Below are 18,733 nucleotides of genomic sequence, written 5' to 3'. Positions count from 1 at the left end.
CAGCCAGACGCCTGCGCTCACTGCCAAAGCCGATCAATGTCGCCATTGGTCGTCGCTGAGCGTCGTCGCCGATGGCGCCGCTGCGCGTCACCTTGAACGTGCTGCACCTGCACGAGATCGGCGCGCCAGCTGTGCCTTTTCTCCTCGGTCAGACGTGGACGAGCGTTCGGCGCATCCACTTCATCGCCTGCGCAGTTGCCGACGCCCGCTGCACCGACGCACGTGCCAGCCGCAAGACGCTTTCCCATCGGAAGAAGGTGACGCCCAGCGCCGGATGAGGGACGCGCGAGGCCTCACGCTCACCGCAGACCAGCCAACGCGCTGCCTGGCAATCATTCCGTGTTGGCGATGCTCCACGCAGCATCAGCACATGTTCTGCCGATGCTGCTGCGTCGCCACTCACGCAGCCTCGGCAATCCGGCGCATGCGCCGTGCGCGCACTGCGCTCGCCAGGCGTTCCAGCACCTGCACCGAACTGTCCCAGCCGATGCAGCCGTCGGTAATGCTCTGGCCGTAGGTCAGTTCGCACCCCGGCAACAGGTCCTGACGCCCACCGACCAGATGGCTTTCCACCATCACGCCGACGATGCGCGTTTCGCCGTTTTCCAGCTGATGGGCGATGTCCTCGACGACCTTGGGCTGGTTCTCGGGATTCTTGCTGCTGTTGGCGTGGCTGGCATCGATCATCAGGCGCGCAGGCAGGCCGGATGCATTGAGCACCTGGCTGGCCGCTTCCACATGGGCCGCATCGAAGTTGGGCTGCTTGCCGCCGCGCAGGATCACATGGCAATCCGGGTTGCCCGCCGTCGCTGCCACGGCGGTGTGTCCGTCCTTGGTCACGGCCAGGAAATGATGCGGATGCGAGGCCGCGCCCACCGCGTCCACCGCAATCTTGACGTCGCCGCCGGTGCCGTTCTTGAAGCCCACCGGGCATGACAGCCCGGATGCCATTTCGCGATGCACCTGGCTCTCGGTGGTGCGTGCGCCGATCGCGCCCCAGGCCACCAGGTCGGCGATGTATTGGGGCGAAATGATGTCGAGAAATTCCACGCCGGCCGGCAGGCCGAGATTGTTGATATCGCGCAGCAGGCCACGCGCCACGCGCAGGCCCTTGTTGATCTGGAAGCTGCCGTCCAGGTCCGGATCGTTGATCAGGCCCTTCCAGCCGATGGTGGTGCGCGGCTTTTCGAAGTACACCCGCATCACGATCTCCAGCGCGTCACCGAACTGGTCGCGCAACGGACGCAGGCGCTGTGCGTACTCCATCGCCGCGACCGGGTCGTGGATCGAGCAGGGGCCGATCACCACGGCCAGGCGATCGTCGCGCCCGTGCAGGATGTCGTGCAGCGCGGCGCGCGCATTGGTGACGGTTTCGGAGGCGCGCTCATCGCAGGGCAGCAGCGACAGCAGTTGCGCAGGCGGTGCGAGGGCTTCGATCTTGCGGATACGCAGGTCATCGGTTACAGGCGGCATCACAGTGTCTCGGTGGGCGGTGTTGCATCGGGGAGCCAGGCGCGGCGGCAACAAAAAAGCCGCCAGGTGTGCGCTGGCGGCTTTTCGGGAATGCTGCTGAAGTTGCCTTCAGGGTGAGCGCAATCCTTCCTCCGCCAGCGGCATCGGAAAACCGTAGTACCAAAAATAAAACTGGCTGCGGGGTGCGTTCATGGGATGCATTGATACCACGCACTTTTGCGCGTTGCCACTGTTTCATCGGCAACGGACCGGGCACAGGTGGAAGCGAACGCCCCTCCACTGGCTCCGGCACACCTCCCCGCGTTGAAATGCATACGGCCGCAGCGGTGAAGTCGGCACAGGTTCCCGCGGCGGCCGCCAATCCAACGGGTGACGATGGCGCTGTCGCCAATCGGCGCGATGCAAACAATCGATGACGCGCTGATCGAGCTGGTCGTCTCGCCAGGTCCTGCGGCCATGCCGAAAGCAGTGCAGACAGCAGACGCGCGCACGCCACGGCCGCCACCGTGGCGTGCGCAAGCGCCGCGCTCGCTCAGAACGTGAACACGTATTCGGCCGCCACTTCGCGGCCGATCGGGTTGAACAGCGTGGTGTTGTAGAAGCCATACCCGTAGAAGCGTTCCTTGTGGTCGTAGCCCACTTCGTTGAAGACGTTGTTGACGTAGAAATTGACCTTGGCGTGGTCGGTGATCCTGTAGCCGGTGCTCAGGTTCCAGTAGATCGCCGGGCCCACGCGGCCGAAGTAACGCTTGCTGGTTTCGCCCAGATGCACGTTGGCGGTGTCGGTCACCAGGCACGCATCGGAGGCGCTGGGTTGATAGCCGTCGTCGAAGCGTTCGCAGGTGCCCCAGTTGACCGCGCGCATGGAGCCGATCCGGCGGAAATACACGGTCCAGTCCCAGGCGCCGCCGTTGTCCCAATGCACGCTGCCACGCACGCGGCTGCGCACGCGTTCGTCGCGGCGGTTTTCGTCGCTGTCGGTGCGGTAGATCTGCTCGCGGTAGGCGATCAGATTGTTGTAGTCCAGCGACAGCTGGAAGTTGCCCCAGCCTGCGGTGGCAAGGCGATACTTCAGCGACGCATCGATGCCGGAGGTTTCCATCTGCGCCAGGTTGATCGGGCCGCGCTCGATGCTGGCGATGGTGCCGTCGGCATTGCGCATCACGCGCGAGGTGATGGTGTCGCAATAGCCCGCGCCGCCGGGGTTATTCCACGTGCCGCCGCTGATGGTGGTGCCGGTACGGCAGCCGGCTTCGGCCGACAGGATCTCATCGCGGTCCAGGTCCTTGATCATTTCCTCCAACTGGATGCGGTAGTAATCCACGCTCAACGACAGCCCTTGGGCGATGTCCCACACCACGCCACCGGTGAACGAGCGGCCGGTTTCCGAGCGCAGATCCGGGGTGCCGCGACGATTGACGTCCACCGTGTAGAAGATGTTGTTGTTCTCGTCGTTGCAGCCGCCGGTCAAATACGCGCCCGAGGAAATGCAGCGGTACTGATCGATCACCGTCTGGTTGGTGGAGCTGGGTTCGCCGAGCACGTAATGCATGTCGGGTGCGCGGAAGCTGGTGGCCACGGTGCTGCGCACCAGCAGGCTTTCCACCGGCCGCCATTCCAGGCCCGCGCTCCAGGTGGTGTCGCTCTGCGTGCCCACATCGGTGGGGATGGCGGCCGAAGAACGGTAATTGCCGTAGCGGTCGTAACGGCCGGCCACATTCGCGCTCAACGTAGAAAGCAATGGAATCTGGAATTCCAGACCGGCCGAACTGCGCATGCGTTCGCCACCGCCGCTGTCCACCACATCCACCGGGTAGCACGCGTTGGCGCAGGGATCGGGCGAAAGCTGATAGCCCTGCTTGGCCACTTCGGCCACGGTGGCGAAGCGGATCGGCCCGGCCCAGCCCTGCACCACATCGCCGCTCACGCTGAAACTGGCTTGATTCACCCACGAATACGCCGAGTTATGCGACTTGGCGACCAGCGCGTCGTACTGGTCCGACGACAGCGGCGTGTACAGGCGCGCCTCGTTGATCGCATGGATCGGCGTGCCATCGGCGGCGGTGCCGAGGGAGCTGCCGAGGAAGTAGTCGGTGGCGCGCGCGGTGTCCACGGTGCGGATGTATTCGTCGACGGTGTAACGCGAGCGGCCCACGCTCAATTCCCAATCGAAACGGTCGGCCCAGACGCCGCGCAAGCCGGCACTCAGATCCCAGGACTGCTCCTTGTTGTAGTTGGCAAGCCGGTCCCAGCCGCCGGCTTCGCGCCGGGTGAGCTGGCGGATCAGGTTCAACGAACGCCCGGTGGCCGCGTCCTGGAACGGGCCCAGGTACGCGTACGGCGGGTCGTAGGTCCAGCGGCCGATGCTGCGGTTGGCAGACAGCGTGGCCCAAGCCTCGGTGTGCTCGCCGAATTTCCAGGTGCCGTAGAGATATGCCGAATAATCCTCGCTGCCGGTGACCAGACCCCAGTCGCCGTAATCGCGCGCAACGCCGCAGTAATCGCCGGCATTGGTGAGCGCGCCGGTGTTCTGGTTGTAGCTCAGCCGCTGCCCGTCGATGAACTCACCGCCAAAGCGCGCGCAGGTGCCGGCCGGCGGTGCCAGGCGCTCGTTGGTATTGGCGTCGATCAGGCTCAAGCCGGTGAACGGATTGAAGCCGTACAGGCGGTTCTGGCCGGTCCAGTTGGAATAGGACATGTCGTCCGAATCGTCCATTTCAGGGCGATCGCGCCCGCTCAACGGGTCGCGCTTGGTGGCCTGCAGCGCGTAGGTCAGGCTCCAGTTCTCGCCGGTGCGCCCGCCGGCCCAGGACACGTCGAAACTGTCGCGCCCACCTTCGGTGGCGGTGCCGCCGCGCAGGCGCACCTGGTCGCCCTGATAGTCGCGCTTGAGGATCACGTTGATCACGCCGGCCACCGCATCGGAGCCGTAGATCGCCGACGCACCGCCGGTGAGGATGTCGATGCGCTCCACCGCAGCGGAAGGAATATTGCTGTAGTTGGAGAAGTTGCTCTCGCCGCCGTAGGGCAGCGGGTAATCGGCCACGCGATGCCCGTTGACCAGCAACAGCGTCCGCCCCGGCCCGAGATCGCGCAGATTGATCGGCGAGGCGTTGGGCGTATGCGAGCCCCACTGCGTATCGGCTTCCACCGAGCCCTGCTGATTCATGCTGTTGAGCACGTCGTAGACGGTGGCGAAGCCTTCCTGCTGGATCTGCTGCGCGCTGATGGTGACCACCGGTTGCGCACCTTCGACCTGCGCGCGCTTGATGCGCGAGCCGGTGACGCTGACCGCATCCAGCGTGGAGGTGGCGCGCGTGGCATCGGGTTCGGTTTGCTGGGCCATGAGCGGCGGCGCGCACGCGGCAGTCACGGCAAGGGAGACGGAAATCGACAAGGCAAGGCGATGACTGCGGCAGTTCATAAGATCCCCCGGGAGAGGCCGGACGTGGCCGGCGTGGCAATGCGCTGCAACGACGCCTGCCAGCGATGCGTGCACCGCTGCCCCTTGTCCGATGGCCCCCCGACCGCTCGGCGCAAACGCCTGCCCAGCGACGCTAAAGCTGCGATGACATCGGTGTCAACAGGTGGTCGCGGAGTGTGACGGCGATCGACTATCCGGCAGGCTGGGGCTGCCCTCACTGCGATGATTGCGCTCCCAGCGCACTCGACCCTGCGCAGCTGGCAACAGGTCATGCGATCAAAAGTTGCCATCGTCCTGCCTGGTTGGTTCTTCCTGCAACGCAGTAGTTCGCATCGCGTTAGGCCGGCCGGGCAGGCTTGTTCAAATGATGCAGGCGCGCCAGCCAGTACGCGCTGGCCGCTCCCCCTCATCAAGGAAACCCACCATGGAGATCAAGAAACAGCAAACCGCAGGCCCCTCTTCTCTGGCGCCATTGCACGACATCCATACCGACAATGCCCCCGTCGCCGACGCCACATCGCCGACGCAAACCCCGCTCCACCCCAGCCTGGCTGCGCTCACTCCGCGCAGCCGTTCGCGCGCATCCAGCGCCGACTCCGAGCACGGCGCTTCGCCGGTGCCTTCGCACGACACCGAACCGCAGGCCGACTCACCCGAACGCGCCTCCGGCCCGTCCACCGCCGCAACACTTGCCGCACGCGCAAACGCCGCATTGGCAAGCGGCGTTCAGCAGGCTTACGCTGCGGTATCGAAGGGGGCGTCCAATCTCTGGTCGCTGGCGGACCTGCGCACCATGCTGCAGATCCATGCGGACGATCCCGCATTCCTGCAGATGGTGCGTCACACCGACCCGGAACAGAGCGCCCCGCACACTCTGGCCGCGTGCCGCCAACAGATCACGCAGCTGCGCGATGCCATCGAAGCGGCAACCGGCCTGGAAGCACGCTTCAGGCAGCAGTTGCTCGGCGACATCAAGGCCGTGGAAGACGCCCTGCAGCCGCTGGAGCACGGCACACCTGCGACCGGGCGGGCGCTCAAGTCGCTGGCCAACCTGGTCAATCTCTGGCCACTGATGGTCCCCAGTCCGTTGCTGGGCAACCAGGCCAAGACCTTCGCCTATTCCATCGCCGCGGCAACCAAGGGCGTGATGACGCTCTCGGCATCTGCACTGCGCCCCACCGCCGACGGGCTTCCGTTCCCGCTGATGGGCGGGCAGCTGGGGCGCGACGCCAACGAAATGCACTTCTATTCCGTTCTGCTCAACGGATTGTTTCTCACCACCGAACTGCCCAAGAAATTCGGCACCCCCTCCATGCGGCACCAAGCCGAAGCAGTGGAAAACAACCTGGGATTTGCCGCGGCCGCATCGACGGCATGCGCGGCGATGGTGCTGACGCCCTTCCTTTGGAACAGCCTCAACGTGCTGGGCAACCGGCTGCAGCACAAGCTGTCGCATCTGGGCGCCGGCATTGCAGAAAACGCCGGCTTTCAGAGCCAGGCGCAGCGGTTGCGTGCACGCCTGACGCCCGGCCAGGTCAGCGCGCAACTGCGCACGCAACTCAACGAGATCTGCGCCGCTCTGGAGCACGGCCGGGAAGCGTTTCAACAGGCACGTCGCGACTTCACCGACCCAAGCCAAGGGCGCGAGCTCACCCGCACGCTCAATGCCCAGTGCACGCACCTGCTGGAGACCCTGGACCGATGCAGCAAGCGACTGAGCGCTGCGCTACAAGTGGACCAGGACCAGCCAGCCACCCTCCCGCGCCAGGTGACCAACCACGACATCGCCCCCAAGTTGGCATTGGCATTGTTGGGAGCCGGAGTGACCGGGCTGACGGTCTACCTGATTCAGCCCGATCGCATCGGCACGGTGGATCTGTTGGCCGACTCGGTCGTGGTGACGGCGGTGATGATGCAATCGGCGGTCAACGCACATGCGACCCGTCAGGACGCCATGGAACGCTTCAAGGCCATGTGCTCCGGCAGCCTGGTCATGGCGCTGGCCCTGGGCGTGGAGAAATTGTCCAAGACCTTCGCAGACAAGAGCCTGATCGAAGCCTCGTCCTCATCGCCCTACTACGCCGGCGCGATCATGTCGCTGATGTCGATGACCATGCCCGGCCCCATGGCGCGTGGCGCAGAGTTGGCGATGAACTGGGGCGGCGGTCAGATCATGCGTGTCTTCAGGGGGCCCGACGGTACCGCGCTCGCAACCCGCATGCCGTCCTCGCCCGAGGAACTCATCCAGCACGTGCAGGACACCGCCAGATATGTGCAAAGCCTGTCGCCGGAACAGGCGCAGGAGTACGCGCAGACCGTTGCCGATAGCGCCCTGCAGGGGATCGAGGACGCCGGCGCGCAGGCGCAGACCAGGCCCGCCAGCAGCGTCACCATCACCGAGATCACCGAGGCAAACGAGGAGGAGGCGCTCGCCGCAGCCAGCGCATCGCCTGAGCAACGCTCGCCTGCGCGCACCCATCCGTCGCCGGACCAGGCCGCAGCCAGCACTGTGCCTTCGTCCTGACGGTACGGCCGCCGGTCATCGGCAACTGCCGCGTGCCTGCGCAAGTGACGCGCATAAAAAAACCCCGCCGTTGGGCGGGGTTTTTTTTGCTGCAACAGCCGAAGTGGCGTGGATCAGAAATCCATGCCGCCCATGCCGCCCATGCCGCCGCCGGCCGGCATCGCCGGCTCGTCCTTCTTCGGCGCATCGGCCACCATGGCTTCGGTGGTGATCATCAGGCCGGCGATCGAGGCGGCGTTCTGCAGTGCCGAACGGGTCACCTTGGTCGGGTCCAGGATGCCGAATTCGACCATGTCGCCGAACTCGCCGTTGGCGGCGTTGTAGCCGTAGTTGCCGCTGCCTTCCTTGACCTTGTTCAGGATCACGGACGGCTCTTCGCCGGCATTGGCCACGATCTCGCGCAGCGGGGCTTCCATGGCGCGCAGGGCGATCTGGATGCCGTGGGTCTGGTCTTCGTTGGCGCCCTTGAGCTCGCCCACGGCCACCAGCGCACGCACCAGGGCCACGCCGCCGCCCGGGACCACGCCTTCTTCGACGGCTGCACGGGTGGCGTGCAGGGCGTCTTCGACGCGTGCCTTCTTTTCCTTCATTTCGATTTCGGTCGAGGCGCCGACCTTGATCACTGCAACGCCACCGGCCAGCTTGGCCACGCGCTCCTGCAGCTTCTCACGGTCGTAATCGGACGAGGTGTCTTCGATCTGGGTCTTGATCTGGCCCACGCGCGATTCGATCGCCGCGGTGTCGCCGGCGCCGTCGATGATGGTGGTGTTTTCCTTGGAGACCTGCACCTTCTTGGCGCGGCCCAGGTCCTTGATGGTCGCCTTCTCAAGCGCCAGGCCCACTTCCTCGGAGATCACGGTACCGCCGGTCAGCACGGCCATGTCTTCCAGCATCGCCTTGCGACGGTCGCCGAAGCCCGGCGCCTTGACGGCCACGACCTTGACGATGCCGCGGATGGTGTTGACCACCAGGGTCGCCAGCGCTTCGCCTTCGACTTCTTCGGCGACGATCAGCAGCGGCTTGCCGGCCTTGGCCACGCCTTCCAGCACGGGCAGCAGGTCACGCACGTTGGAGATCTTCTTGTCGTGCAGCAGGATGAACGGGTCGTCCAGGTCGGCCGACTGGCTCTGCTGGTTGTTGATGAAGTACGGGGAGAGGTAGCCGCGGTCGAACTGCATGCCCTCGACCACGTCCAGCTCGTTTTCCAGGCCCGAGCCTTCTTCAACGGTGATCACGCCTTCCTTGCCGACCTTCTTCATCGCTTCGGCAATGATGTTGCCGATCGACTCGTCCGAGTTGGCCGAAATGGTGCCGACCTGGGCAATCGCCTTGTCGTCGGTGGTGGGCTTGGAGATGTTCTTCAGCTCGACGACCGCAGCCTTGACGGCCTGGTCGATACCACGCTTGAGGTCCATCGGGTTCATGCCGGCGGCCACGGCCTTGGCGCCTTCGCGGATCAGGGCCTGGGCCAGCACGGTGGCGGTGGTGGTGCCGTCGCCGGCGTTGTCGTTGGTCTTGGACGCGACTTCCTTGACCATCTGCGCGCCCATGTTCTCGAACTTGTCGGCCAGTTCGATTTCCTTGGCGACGGAAACGCCGTCCTTGGTGATGGTCGGCGCGCCGAAGCTCTTCTCGAGCACGACGTTGCGGCCCTTCGGGCCCAGGGTGGCCTTCACGGCATTGGCAAGCACGTTGACGCCACGAACCATGCGGGTACGTGCGTCTTCACCGAAACGAATGTCTTTAGCAGCCATTGGTTGTTACTCCGGGATTTGAGATTGGGGATTGGGGATTGGGGATTGGCTAGAGCGGGATCCGGAGGAGAGGCGGATTGGTGCGGCAAGCCGCGGTGACCAATCCCGAATCTCGACTCCCGAATCCCGCCGGCAACGGCTATCAGCCGATGACGGCCAGGATGTCGTCTTCGCGCAGCACCTTGTACTCGACGCCTTCGGACTTGTAGCTGCTGCCGGCGTACTGGCCGTAGATGACCTTGTCGCCAACCTTGACCACCGGCGCGCGCAGGCTGCCGTTGTCCAGCGGCTTGCCGGCGCCGATCGCGACGACTTCACCCTTGGTGGACTTTTCCTTGGCGGAGTCCGGAATCACGATGCCGCCGGCGGAAACTTCGTCGGCTTCGATCGGCTTGACTACAACGCGGTCGTGAAGCGGCTTGATGCTCATAGAGAGAAGACCTCTTAAGTGTTTGATTGGCCTGGAAATTATCGGCGATGTTAGCACTCGCACATGACGACTGCCAGCACAGCGCGCGGAAAAAACCCGACAAGCGGGTGCGGGCCAGAGATTGTGCTGCGCGGGTGGCTTTCAAGGGCTGGCGGCAAAAATTTTTCGCCGACCGCTTCTCTCCGAACCGCCGAGGGCAGCCGACAAAACGGAGCGAGCGGTTGTCAGGTGGGCGCGAACGTCGCTGGGGAACCGGAATGGGGTCCATGCCCACGGGCACCGGGCGCGCCCACCTGGCAGGCGTATAGGAGTCTCGTCCAATGCTCTAGAAATGGAACCAGGTTCCATCGCCTATCATGCGCGCGCCTTACAGTCGGGAACGCATTCCCCGATCACAAGGAGCTGTCGATGAGGTTGCCGTCCCGTTTCGTGTCCCTGCGTTGCACCCTTCCCCTGGCCTGCGCGTTCGCGCTCGGTGCCACCTCCGCCAATGCGGCGGTCTTCATCAACGAACTGCACTACGACGACGTGGGCGCCTCCGGCGACAGCGGCGAGGGTGTGGAAGTGGTGGCCACCGCCGGCGAATCGCTGAGCGGTTACCGCATCTACCTGTACAACGGCAACAGCCCCAGTGCGGCAGTGGTGTACGCCAATACGGCGGTGCCGGCCGGCACGGTGGTCAGCTGCGGCAGCCAGGTGCGTATGGCCACGGTGAGCTATGCCAGCAACGGCGTGCAGAACGGCCCCAACGACGGCGTGGCGCTGGTCGACCCCAACGGGCAGCTGGTGCAGTTCCTCAGTTATGAAGGCGCCATCACCGGCAGCGGCGGCCCGGCGGCCGGCGTGACCAGCCAGAACCTGCCGGTGAGCGAGAGCAACAGCACCGCGGTCGGCAGTTCGCTGCAATTGACCGGTACCGGCAGCAGCGCGGCCAACTTCAGCTGGGCCGGCTCGGCGGCACAGACCTTCGGCGCCTGCAACCGCGGCCAGACCTTCACCGGCAGCGACGGCGGTGGAAGTACCGGTGCTCCCACCATCAGCAGCACCACACCAACGCAAGGCGCCACCGGCTTTCCGGCTGCCGGCGATCTGGCCGTGGGTTTCAGCGAAGCGGTGACGCTGGGCAGCGGTGCGTTTGCGCTGAGCTGCGCCAGCTCCGGCAACGTGGCGCTGACGTACCCGACCAGCGGCACCCGCTTCACCCTGTCCACCAACACCGCCCTGGTCGGCGGCGAGCGCTGCACGCTGGCCATCACCGCCAGCGCCATCCGCGATGCCAGCGGCCTGAGCCCGGCCGCCAACCAGTCCATCGCCTTCACCGTGGCCACCGCCAGCGGCGGCGGTACCGGGTACTACGCGCGGGTCAATACCGCCAGCGCCAGCCAGCTGCGCTGCTCGTTGCACGCCACCATCAAGGGGCACACGGTCTACCCGTACAGCGGCAGCGGCACCAGCACCTGGACCATCCTGGAAATGGCCGACGAGGATCCCAACAACAGCGGCCGCATTTTGGACGCCTACCGCAACCGCAGCTACGCCAAGGTCAGCGACCGCGCCGGCACCGGCAGCGGGCTCACCTACAACCGCGAGCACACCTGGCCCAACTCGCTGGGCTTTGGCAGCGCCACCGGCGACCGCGGCCTGCCGTACGCGCCCTATACCGACACCCACATGCTGTACCTGACCGACACCAGCTTCAACGCAGACCGCGGCAACAAGCCCTATGCCACCTGCACCAGCAGCTGCGGCGAGCGGGTGACCGAGGTCAACGACGGCAGTGGCGGCGGCAGCGGACGATACCCGGGCAATTCCAACTGGGTCCGCACGCCCGACGGCAACAGCGGCACCTTCGAGGTGTGGGGCCGGCGCAAGGGCGACATGGCGCGCGCGGTGATGTACATGGCCATCCGCTATGAAGGCGGGCTGGATGCGGCTACCGGACAATCCGAGCCGGACCTGGAGCTGACCGACGACCGCAGCAAGATCGTGCAGACCGCAGCCTCACCGGCCTACATGGGCCTGCTCTCCACCCTGCTGGCCTGGCATCAGGCCGACCCACCAGACGATGCCGAGCGCGCCCGCAACGAGGTGATCTTCAGCTTCCAGGGCAACCGCAACCCGTTCGTGGATCACCCCGAATGGGCCACCGCCAGCCTGTTCAACTCGGCCAAGCCGGCCAGTTGCCAGCTGGCCAACTAAGACCGGCTCACGCACGTCGCGCGCAGTCGCCAGGCGGGGTGAACGGCACGCTCGGAACCGCACTGTACGCGTGGTACATGCCGATTCCGGGCCCCGCCCGCACCCGCCTGGCGGCAAGCGCAACCGTGTTGCCTGTTGGCCTGGTGCACCGGCCGGGCGGGTGAGGCGCGGGGCCCGGAGCAGATCGCGCCGGGCGCCTTGCCCCCAACCGGTGACGCCGGGCGTCTGTACAGACGGCGTGCGTTGCCGGCAGGCGCCACGGCATTGATCCCCCATTGACCGAACCCGGGTAGCCGCCCTGCCGTGCACGGCAGGGCGCAAGCGAACACGGAACCATCCAAGGCGCCGCGTGCTGACCGCAGGATCGCTTGAGCACGCCATCTCACCGGGGCCACGAAGTTAACGTCTTGTTTTCCGGAATCGGCGGTCGATCCCCCGCAAACAGGGGATTACACTGCCGGGTCCAATGAGCGCACCTTCCCTCCATTTGTTAGTGAGCACCTGCCCGGATACCGACAGCGCCGAGCGCATTGCGCAGGCCTTGCTCGACGAACGGCTGGCCGCCTGCGTCACCCTATTGCCCGGCGTGCAATCGCTGTACCGCTGGAAGGGCGCGATCGAGCGCAGCACCGAGGTGCAGTTGCTGATCAAGACCTGGGACGACTGCCTGCCCGACGCCATCGCGCGGCTGCAGGCCTTGCATCCGTATGAACTGCCGGAGGCGGTCGCTGTCCAAGCCAGCGCCGGGCTGCCGGCATATCTCGATTGGGTCCGGGCCGAAACCCGCAAGGAATTCTGACGTCCATGAAGTCTCTGTCCCGCTGGATCGCCCGCTGCGCGCTCTTGGCCGCCCCCTTGCTCGCCGCGCCGCTGGCGGTACTGGCGCCCGCCCCCGCGCAGGCCGCCGTAACCGAAGCCGACCTGCTGCCGGTGGACCAGGCCTTCGCGCTGAGCGCCACCGCCGACAGCCGCGACCGCATCGCGCTGCACTGGAAGATCGCACCGGGCTACTACCTGTATCGCCACCGCATCAGCGTCAAGGCCGGAAAGGGGTTTGCCGCGGGCGAACTGGCGCTGCCGGAAGGCGAGAGCAAGCACGACGAGTTCTTCGGCCAGGTGCAGACCTACCGCAAGCAACTGCAGGCCACCCTGGCCGGCAAGGCCGACCCGGCAGTGCAGACCGCCGTCCTGCAGGTGCAGTACCAGGGCTGCGCCGATGCCGGCGTGTGCTATCCACCGCAGCGGCGCGAAATCCGCCTCGACCTGCCCGCGGCCGATGCCACCGGGGCGCAGGCCACCGCCGCGCCACGCGAAAACCTGGGCGCGCTGGTGCCACGCAACGCCGCCGCCCCGCGCCTGTTCGGCGCCCCCGGCCAGACCGCCGGGGTGGACGCATTGCCGCTGCCGGCCGAGCAGGCGTTCAATTTCGAAGCCATCGTCGGCGACGGCAACAGCCTGCTGCTGCGCTTCACCCCGGCGCCGGGCTATTACATCTACCGCGACCGCACCTCGCTGGCCCTGGAAGGCGCCAACGGCGTGCGCACCGGGCTGCCGCGCTGGCCGCAAGGCAAGGCCCACCGCGACGAACACTTCGGCGATGTGGTGGTGTATTTCGACCAGGCCGAAGTGACCTTGCCGCTGCTGCGCGACCACCCTGACCCGGCCCACGTGACCCTGGTGGCCACCTTCCAGGGCTGCCAGACCGACGGGATCTGCTATCCGCCGATGACCCGCCGCGTCGCCCTGGATGTACCGGCCGGAACCGTGTCGCCGCAGAACCAGGCGCAGGCCGCGCCGTTGATGATTTCGCCGCTGGCCGCCGGCCAGGCACCGGTCGAGCCGGCGCCGGCCGCCAGCACGGCCGTCCCGGTCGCCGATGCCTCGGCCGGCAACCCGGAGCGCACGCCGCCGCCGCATACCGACAAGGGCCTGCTGGGCATGCTGGTGCTGGCCCTGCTTGGTGGGTTGGTGCTGAACCTGATGCCCTGCGTGCTGCCGATCCTGTCGCTGAAGGTGCTGGGCCTGGCGCACAGCGGCGAGAGCCGCAGCCACGCGCGCAGCCATGCCATCTGGTATTCGCTGGGCGTGCTGGTGTCCTTTGCCGCCATCGGTGGCCTGGTGATCGGCTTGCGCGCCGCCGGGCAGGCCGCCGGCTGGGGCTTCCAGCTGCAGCAGCCGTGGTTCGTCGCGGCGCTGGCGTATCTGATGTTCGCGGTGGGGCTGAGCCTGTCGGGCGTGTTCACCTTGGGCACCAACCTGGGCGGCATCGGCCAGTCGCTGGCCGCGCGCAACGGGCCGCTGGGCGACTTCTTCACCGGCGTGCTGGCCTGCGTGGTCGCCAGCCCCTGCATCGCGCCGTTCATGGGCACGGCACTGGCCTACGCCTTCACCGCGCCCGCGCTGCTGGCGATGCTGGTATTCCTGGTGCTGGGCCTGGGCCTGGCGCTGCCGTTCCTGCTGATCGGCTTCGTGCCTTCGCTGGCGCGGCGCCTGCCCACCCCCGGGGCGTGGATGGAAACGCTCAAGCAGGTGCTGGCGTTCCCCATGTATCTCACCGCGATCTGGCTGCTGTGGGTATTAGGCAAGCAGCGCGGCGTGGATGCGCTGGCCTTGATGCTGGTCGGCGCCACCCTGCTGGCCCTGGGGCTGTGGTGCTTCGAGCGCAGCCGCTGGAAGAGCCACCGCCTGGGCATGGGCCTGGCCACGACGATGCTGGTACTGGCGCTGGTGCCGGTGGTCGCGGTCACGCGCCTGAGCCTGCCAGCGGCCACCGCGGCCGAGGGCGTGGTGGCGTTCTCGCCGCAGTTGCTGGACCGCCTGCGTGCCGACAACCGCGTGGTCTTCGTCAACATGACCGCCGATTGGTGCGTGACCTGCAAGGCCAACGAAAAGAACGTGCTGAGCAGCGCCGAATTCCGCGACGCGTTGCGCCGCGTCGATGCGGTCTACATGAAGGGCGACTGGACCAATGTCGACCCCGCCATCAGCACCTTCCTCGACCAGCACCAGGCCGTCGGCGTGCCGCTGTACGTGGTCTACGGCCCCGGCGCCCCGCCGGCGATCCTGCCGACCGTGCTGACCGGCGCGATTACCGAAGACGCCTTGCTGCGCGCTGCGCGGTAAGGCGCGCCTTCGCTGCGGCTGGTGGCCTGGGCGGCCGTCTGTTGGCGGGCCAGGCCGAAGATTTTGCGAACCGTGTAGGCCGACACCCGTGCCATGGGCGTGTTGCGACAGGTCCAAGCACGGGTTCGGCCCCTCCTGGCCGGGGTCTGCACGCCCCGCGCTGCCGGCGCCCTGCAGACCTGACCGGCCGATGTTGGCATGCGCATAGATGGCGTCAGGTGGCGTCAGGCTGCGCGCGGCGTCGCCTGTTCGGTGCCCCTGGCACCTCCAACGCCTTGATGCATGCGATGCGCAGCAGGCGACCGTGGCCGCGGCCTGCACGGCGGGAAGCTGCAGGAAGCGAGGCAACAGAGGGGGGCGATCGCGCTGATCGCCCTTCATCTGGCACGCCGGCCGTTCCGGCCCGACGCCACGTTGTTGGGAGCCTGCATCTCCGCGCAAAACGCAGATCGCGCCCTGCTGCAACTCACCTCCTGCGCGCTTGCCATGAACAAGCCGGACACTCACCGAATTGCTGCCGCCGGCACAACATTCCGACGCCCGACAGGAGAGGATGCCGCCAGCAGCCGTTGCCGCGTTACCCGCCGGGAAGGCTGCCTCCATCGCGTCAGGCGCAAACGCTGCGCTCCGGATGCGCGCGGCCAGCTGCCGGTTCCGCTCGCAGCGGTCCGGGCGATTCAAGGCCGGCACGATGACCTCCGGCACGCCATTGCCCGCCGCCATTAGCCACCGCCCAAACCATTCGAAATTTAAAACAATCGTTTTAAACAGACCTAAGTTCGTCGAACTGGACAGCATCGGCGACATCGCGCAGACTTCCGGCCTTTCCGCTCTTCCGGATCCCATGGCCCATCTGCTGCTGTTGCATGGCCCCAACCTCAACCTGCTCGGCACCCGCGAGCCGGAGGTCTACGGGCGTACCACGCTGGCGCAAATCGACGCAGCCCTGGTGGACCGCGCGCAGGCGGCCGGGCACGTGCTGCACTGCCTGCAGTCCAATGCCGAGCACGTGCTGGTGGAGCGCATCCACGCCGCGCGCGAGGACGGCACCGCCTACATCCTGATCAACCCGGCCGCCTTCACTCATACCTCGGTGGCGCTGCGCGATGCGCTGCTGGGCGTGGGGCTGCCGTTCGTGGAAATTCATCTGTCCAACCCGCACGCGCGCGAGCCGTTCCGGCACCACAGCTATCTCAGCGACAAGGCCGACGGGGTGATCTGCGGCTTCGGCGCCGACAGCTACCGGCTGGCGCTGGAAGCGGTGATCGCGCGTCTGGAGCGCGACGCATGACCCCTGCCGCATGACCTCGGCCAGCGCGCCGGCGTCCTGATCCCATTCCGCCGGCATCCGCCGGCACTCCCCACCGTTTCACTTCCAGAGGCCCTTATGGATCTCCGCAAAATCAAGAAACTGATCGACCTGCTCGAAGAATCCAATCTCGCCGAAATCGAGATCAAGGAAGGCGAAGAAAGCGTGCGCCTGGCGCGCGTACCCAAGGGCGCGGCCATGCTGAGCGCCCCGGTGCAGCAGCAGTACGCGCCGGCCCCCGTCCAGGCGCCGGCCGCCGCGGCCACCATGCCGATGCAATCGCCCACCGAAGCCTCCACCGGCGGCGCCAAGCAGGCCGCCGCACTGCCGGAAGGCCACGTGCTGCGCGCCCCGATGGTCGGCACGTTCTACACCTCGCCCTCCCCGGACAAGCCGGCGTTCGTCACCGTCGGTCAGCAGGTCAAGGTCGGCGATACCCTGGCGATCATCGAGGCAATGAAGATGTTCAACCCCATCGAAGCCGACGCCTCCGGCACCATCGTCGCCATCCTCGGCGAAACCGGCCAGCCGGTGGAATTCGACCAGCCGTTGTTTGTGATTGGCTGAAGCGCCGGGATTCGGGAATCGTGATTCGGGATTCGCAAGAGCGACCACACGAGCGCCTGACGGTGTGGCGCGACGCGATGTCGCTCGTCGAAGCGATCTATCGCCTGAGCCACGACTTTCCTGATTCCGAACGCTTTGGGCTGACGGCACAGATGCGCCGCGCCGCGATCAGCATTCCATCCAACATTGCCGAAGGAGCTGCACATCGCTCCACGGCCGAGTACCTGCGCTATCTCTCGATGGCGCGTGGTTCGTTGGCGGAGCTGGACACGCAGCTGCAGATCGCAACACGACTGCAGTTCGCATCGCCCGATGCGGCAATTGCCGACTTGCTGAATCGCACGTTTGCCAAGCTCAACGCATTGATCCGCTCGTTGGAAAAGTCGCGACATCTCCGCGAACCCAGCGCCTTTTACGAATCCCCAATCCCGAATCCCCAATCCCATGCTCGATAAAGTCGTCATCGCCAACCGAGGTGAAATCGCGCTGCGCATCCTGCGCGCGTGCCACACGCTCGGCATCCGCACGGTCGCGGTGCATTCCACGGTCGACCGTAACCTCAAGCACGTGGCCATGGCCGATGAGTCGGTGTGTATCGGCCCGGCCGCCTCCAGCGACAGTTACCTCAACATTCCGGCATTGATCGCCGCGGCCGAGGTCACCGATGCGCAGGCCATCCACCCCGGCTACGGCTTCCTGTCGGAAAACGCCGATTTCGCCGAGCGCGTGGAGCAATCCGGCTTCATCTTCATCGGCCCCAAGGCCGACACCATTCGCCTGATGGGCGACAAGGTGGAAGCGATCCGCGCCATGAAGGCCGCCGGCGTACCGTGCGTGCCCGGCTCGGGTGGCCCGCTGGGCGATGACATCGTCGCCAACACCAAGGTCGCGCGCGAAATCGGCTACCCGGTGATCATCAAGGCGGCCGGCGGCGGCGGCGGACGCGGCATGCGCGTGGTGCATTCGGAGGCTGCGCTGAAGGCTGCCATCGAAACCACCAAGTCCGAAGCCAAGGCCGCCTTCAGCAACGATCAGGTCTACATGGAGAAGTTCCTGGAAAATCCGCGCCACGTGGAAATCCAGGTGCTTGCCGACGGCCAGGGCGGTGCGATCCATCTGGGCGAACGCGATTGCTCCATGCAGCGACGCCACCAGAAGGTGGTGGAAGAAGCGCCGGCACCGGGCATCACCGAGGAACTGCGCAACGAGATCGGCAAGGTCTGCGTGGACGCCTGCATCCGCATCGGCTACCGCGGCGCAGGCACCTTCGAATTCCTGTTCGAGAACGGGCGTTTTTACTTCATCGAAATGAACACGCGTATCCAGGTGGAGCATCCGGTCACCGAGCGCATCACCGGCATCGACCTGGTGTGCGAGCAGCTGCGCATCGCCGCCGGCCACAAGCTGAGCATCAAGCAAAGCGACATCGTGCTGCGCGGGCATGCGATCGAATGCCGCATCAACGCCGAGGATCCGGAAACCTTCATGCCCAACCCGGGCCTGATCACCGCCTTCCATCCGCCAGGCGGCCCTGGCGTGCGTGTGGATACGCACATCTACAGCGGCTACAAGGTGCCGCCGAACTACGACTCGATGATCGGCAAGCTGATCGTGCATGGCCCCGATCGCGAAACCGCGATTGCGCGCATGCGCGTGGCGCTGAGCGAGATGGTGGTGGACGGCATCAAGACCAACATCCCGCTGCAGCAGCGCATCATGCGCGACAAGGGCTTCCAGGCCGGTGGGCAGAACATCCACTACCTGGAAAAGCGCCTGGCCGAGCGCAAGAACAAGTCGATCGCGCTGACCTGATCGCACTTGCCGCCGTATCGATGAAGCAAAAAAGCCCGGGAAACCGGGCTTTTTCGTTGTTCCCCGGTGCATCGCGCCGACACTGCGTCGCGCTGCCAGCCCTGTAGCCGGCCAGTCC

The 18,733-nt window shown here is 66.2% G+C and carries 13 protein-coding genes and 2 other RNA genes; 9 read left to right on the top strand and 6 right to left on the bottom strand.

Annotated features, from left to right (window positions below):
* Nucleotides 1-71: 71 nt before the first annotated feature.
* Entirely contained in the window at nt 72-278 is a 207-nt protein-coding gene (locus tag LN450_RS13930; RefSeq protein ID WP_039417322.1) for a hypothetical protein, read from the top strand.
* Nucleotides 279-399: 121 nt separating this feature from the next.
* On the opposite strand, the gene LN450_RS13925 is transcribed toward LN450_RS13930, so the two are convergent.
* Together LN450_RS13925 and LN450_RS13920 are read right to left on the bottom strand one after the other, a co-directional pair.
* Nucleotides 400-1,473 carry a 3-deoxy-7-phosphoheptulonate synthase gene (locus LN450_RS13925; RefSeq protein ID WP_008572849.1) on the bottom strand — a complete coding sequence of 358 codons (1,074 nt, stop codon included), beginning with the start codon at nt 1,471-1,473 and terminating at the stop codon, nt 400-402.
* A gap of 532 nt (nt 1,474-2,005) precedes the next feature.
* On the bottom strand, nt 2,006-4,819 hold the full coding sequence (locus LN450_RS13920) for a TonB-dependent receptor plug domain-containing protein (protein ID WP_039417323.1): 2,814 nt from the start codon (nt 4,817-4,819) through the stop codon (nt 2,006-2,008).
* 502 nt (nt 4,820-5,321) lie between these two features.
* Here LN450_RS13920 and xopX point away from each other — a divergent pair.
* On the top strand, nt 5,322-7,421 hold the full coding sequence (gene xopX / locus LN450_RS13915) for a XopX family type III secretion system effector (RefSeq protein ID WP_011346212.1): 2,100 nt from the start codon (nt 5,322-5,324) through the stop codon (nt 7,419-7,421).
* Nucleotides 7,422-7,534: 113 nt separating this feature from the next.
* Here xopX and groL read toward each other — a convergent pair whose 3' ends face one another.
* From groL to LN450_RS13900, 3 genes are all read right to left on the bottom strand, one after another.
* Nucleotides 7,535-9,175 (bottom strand): chaperonin GroEL, encoded by a 1,641-nt coding sequence (groL, locus tag LN450_RS13910; RefSeq protein ID WP_011346211.1) that lies wholly within the window; start codon nt 9,173-9,175, stop codon nt 7,535-7,537.
* Nucleotides 9,176-9,317: 142 nt separating this feature from the next.
* Nucleotides 9,318-9,605, bottom strand: a complete 288-nt coding sequence (locus tag LN450_RS13905) for a co-chaperone GroES (protein ID WP_003483210.1) — start codon at nt 9,603-9,605, stop codon at nt 9,318-9,320.
* Between the two features lie 198 nt (nt 9,606-9,803).
* Nucleotides 9,804-9,873: non-coding RNA, sX9 sRNA (locus LN450_RS13900), on the bottom strand.
* A gap of 140 nt (nt 9,874-10,013) precedes the next feature.
* Here LN450_RS13900 and LN450_RS13895 point away from each other — a divergent pair.
* A complete protein-coding gene (locus LN450_RS13895) occupies nt 10,014-11,804 on the top strand; it encodes an endonuclease (RefSeq protein ID WP_011346210.1) in 1,791 nt (596 codons plus the stop codon).
* 4 nt (nt 11,805-11,808) lie between these two features.
* Here LN450_RS13895 and LN450_RS13890 read toward each other — a convergent pair.
* Nucleotides 11,809-11,883, bottom strand: a non-coding RNA gene (locus tag LN450_RS13890) — sX9 sRNA.
* A 387-nt stretch (nt 11,884-12,270) separates the two neighbouring features.
* On the opposite strand from LN450_RS13890, the gene cutA reads away from it, so the two are divergent.
* The 6 genes from cutA (at nt 12,271) to accC (ending at nt 18,615) form a co-directional block, all read left to right on the top strand.
* Nucleotides 12,271-12,603, top strand: coding sequence for a divalent-cation tolerance protein CutA (cutA, locus tag LN450_RS13885; protein WP_008571855.1), 333 nt, complete (start codon nt 12,271-12,273; stop codon nt 12,601-12,603).
* 5 nt (nt 12,604-12,608) lie between these two features.
* On the top strand, nt 12,609-14,927 hold the full coding sequence (locus LN450_RS13880; RefSeq protein ID WP_011346209.1) for a protein-disulfide reductase DsbD family protein: 2,319 nt from the start codon (nt 12,609-12,611) through the stop codon (nt 14,925-14,927).
* Nucleotides 14,928-15,771: 844 nt separating this feature from the next.
* On the top strand, nt 15,772-16,218 hold the full coding sequence (gene aroQ / locus LN450_RS13875) for a type II 3-dehydroquinate dehydratase (protein ID WP_003483185.1): 447 nt from the start codon (nt 15,772-15,774) through the stop codon (nt 16,216-16,218).
* 96 nt (nt 16,219-16,314) lie between these two features.
* Nucleotides 16,315-16,803, top strand: coding sequence for an acetyl-CoA carboxylase biotin carboxyl carrier protein (gene accB, locus LN450_RS13870; RefSeq protein ID WP_008571858.1), 489 nt, complete (start codon nt 16,315-16,317; stop codon nt 16,801-16,803).
* 77 nt (nt 16,804-16,880) lie between these two features.
* The gene (locus tag LN450_RS13865; RefSeq protein WP_228885150.1) at nt 16,881-17,258 is read left to right on the top strand and encodes a four helix bundle protein; all 378 of its coding nucleotides are present in this window, start codon (nt 16,881-16,883) and stop codon (nt 17,256-17,258) included.
* Nucleotides 17,248-18,615: an acetyl-CoA carboxylase biotin carboxylase subunit gene (gene accC, locus LN450_RS13860; RefSeq protein ID WP_008571860.1), complete on the top strand. Its 1,368-nt coding sequence runs from the start codon at nt 17,248-17,250 to the stop codon at nt 18,613-18,615. The genes LN450_RS13865 and accC overlap by 11 nt, the downstream gene beginning before the upstream one ends.
* Nucleotides 18,616-18,733 lie beyond the last annotated feature (118 nt).

Origin of the sequence: Xanthomonas euvesicatoria pv. euvesicatoria, assembly GCF_020880415.1 — a bacterium.
Lineage (GTDB): Bacteria > Pseudomonadota > Gammaproteobacteria > Xanthomonadales > Xanthomonadaceae > Xanthomonas > Xanthomonas euvesicatoria.
This window is presented reverse-complemented; position numbering and strand designations above follow the sequence as displayed.

Coding starts and splice junctions, on each gene's coding strand:
- LN450_RS13930 (WP_039417322.1), top strand. CDS start 72: ATGGCGCCGCTGCGCGTCACCTTGAACGTGCTGCACCTGCACGAGATC.
- LN450_RS13925 (WP_008572849.1), bottom strand. CDS start 1,473: ATGCCGCCTGTAACCGATGACCTGCGTATCCGCAAGATCGAAGCCCTC.
- LN450_RS13920 (WP_039417323.1), bottom strand. CDS start 4,819: ATGGCCCAGCAAACCGAACCCGATGCCACGCGCGCCACCTCCACGCTG.
- xopX (WP_011346212.1), top strand. CDS start 5,322: ATGGAGATCAAGAAACAGCAAACCGCAGGCCCCTCTTCTCTGGCGCCA.
- groL (WP_011346211.1), bottom strand. CDS start 9,175: ATGGCTGCTAAAGACATTCGTTTCGGTGAAGACGCACGTACCCGCATG.
- LN450_RS13905 (WP_003483210.1), bottom strand. CDS start 9,605: ATGAGCATCAAGCCGCTTCACGACCGCGTTGTAGTCAAGCCGATCGAA.
- LN450_RS13895 (WP_011346210.1), top strand. CDS start 10,014: ATGAGGTTGCCGTCCCGTTTCGTGTCCCTGCGTTGCACCCTTCCCCTG.
- cutA (WP_008571855.1), top strand. CDS start 12,271: ATGAGCGCACCTTCCCTCCATTTGTTAGTGAGCACCTGCCCGGATACC.
- LN450_RS13880 (WP_011346209.1), top strand. CDS start 12,609: ATGAAGTCTCTGTCCCGCTGGATCGCCCGCTGCGCGCTCTTGGCCGCC.
- aroQ (WP_003483185.1), top strand. CDS start 15,772: ATGGCCCATCTGCTGCTGTTGCATGGCCCCAACCTCAACCTGCTCGGC.
- accB (WP_008571858.1), top strand. CDS start 16,315: ATGGATCTCCGCAAAATCAAGAAACTGATCGACCTGCTCGAAGAATCC.
- LN450_RS13865 (WP_228885150.1), top strand. CDS start 16,881: ATGTCGCTCGTCGAAGCGATCTATCGCCTGAGCCACGACTTTCCTGAT.
- accC (WP_008571860.1), top strand. CDS start 17,248: ATGCTCGATAAAGTCGTCATCGCCAACCGAGGTGAAATCGCGCTGCGC.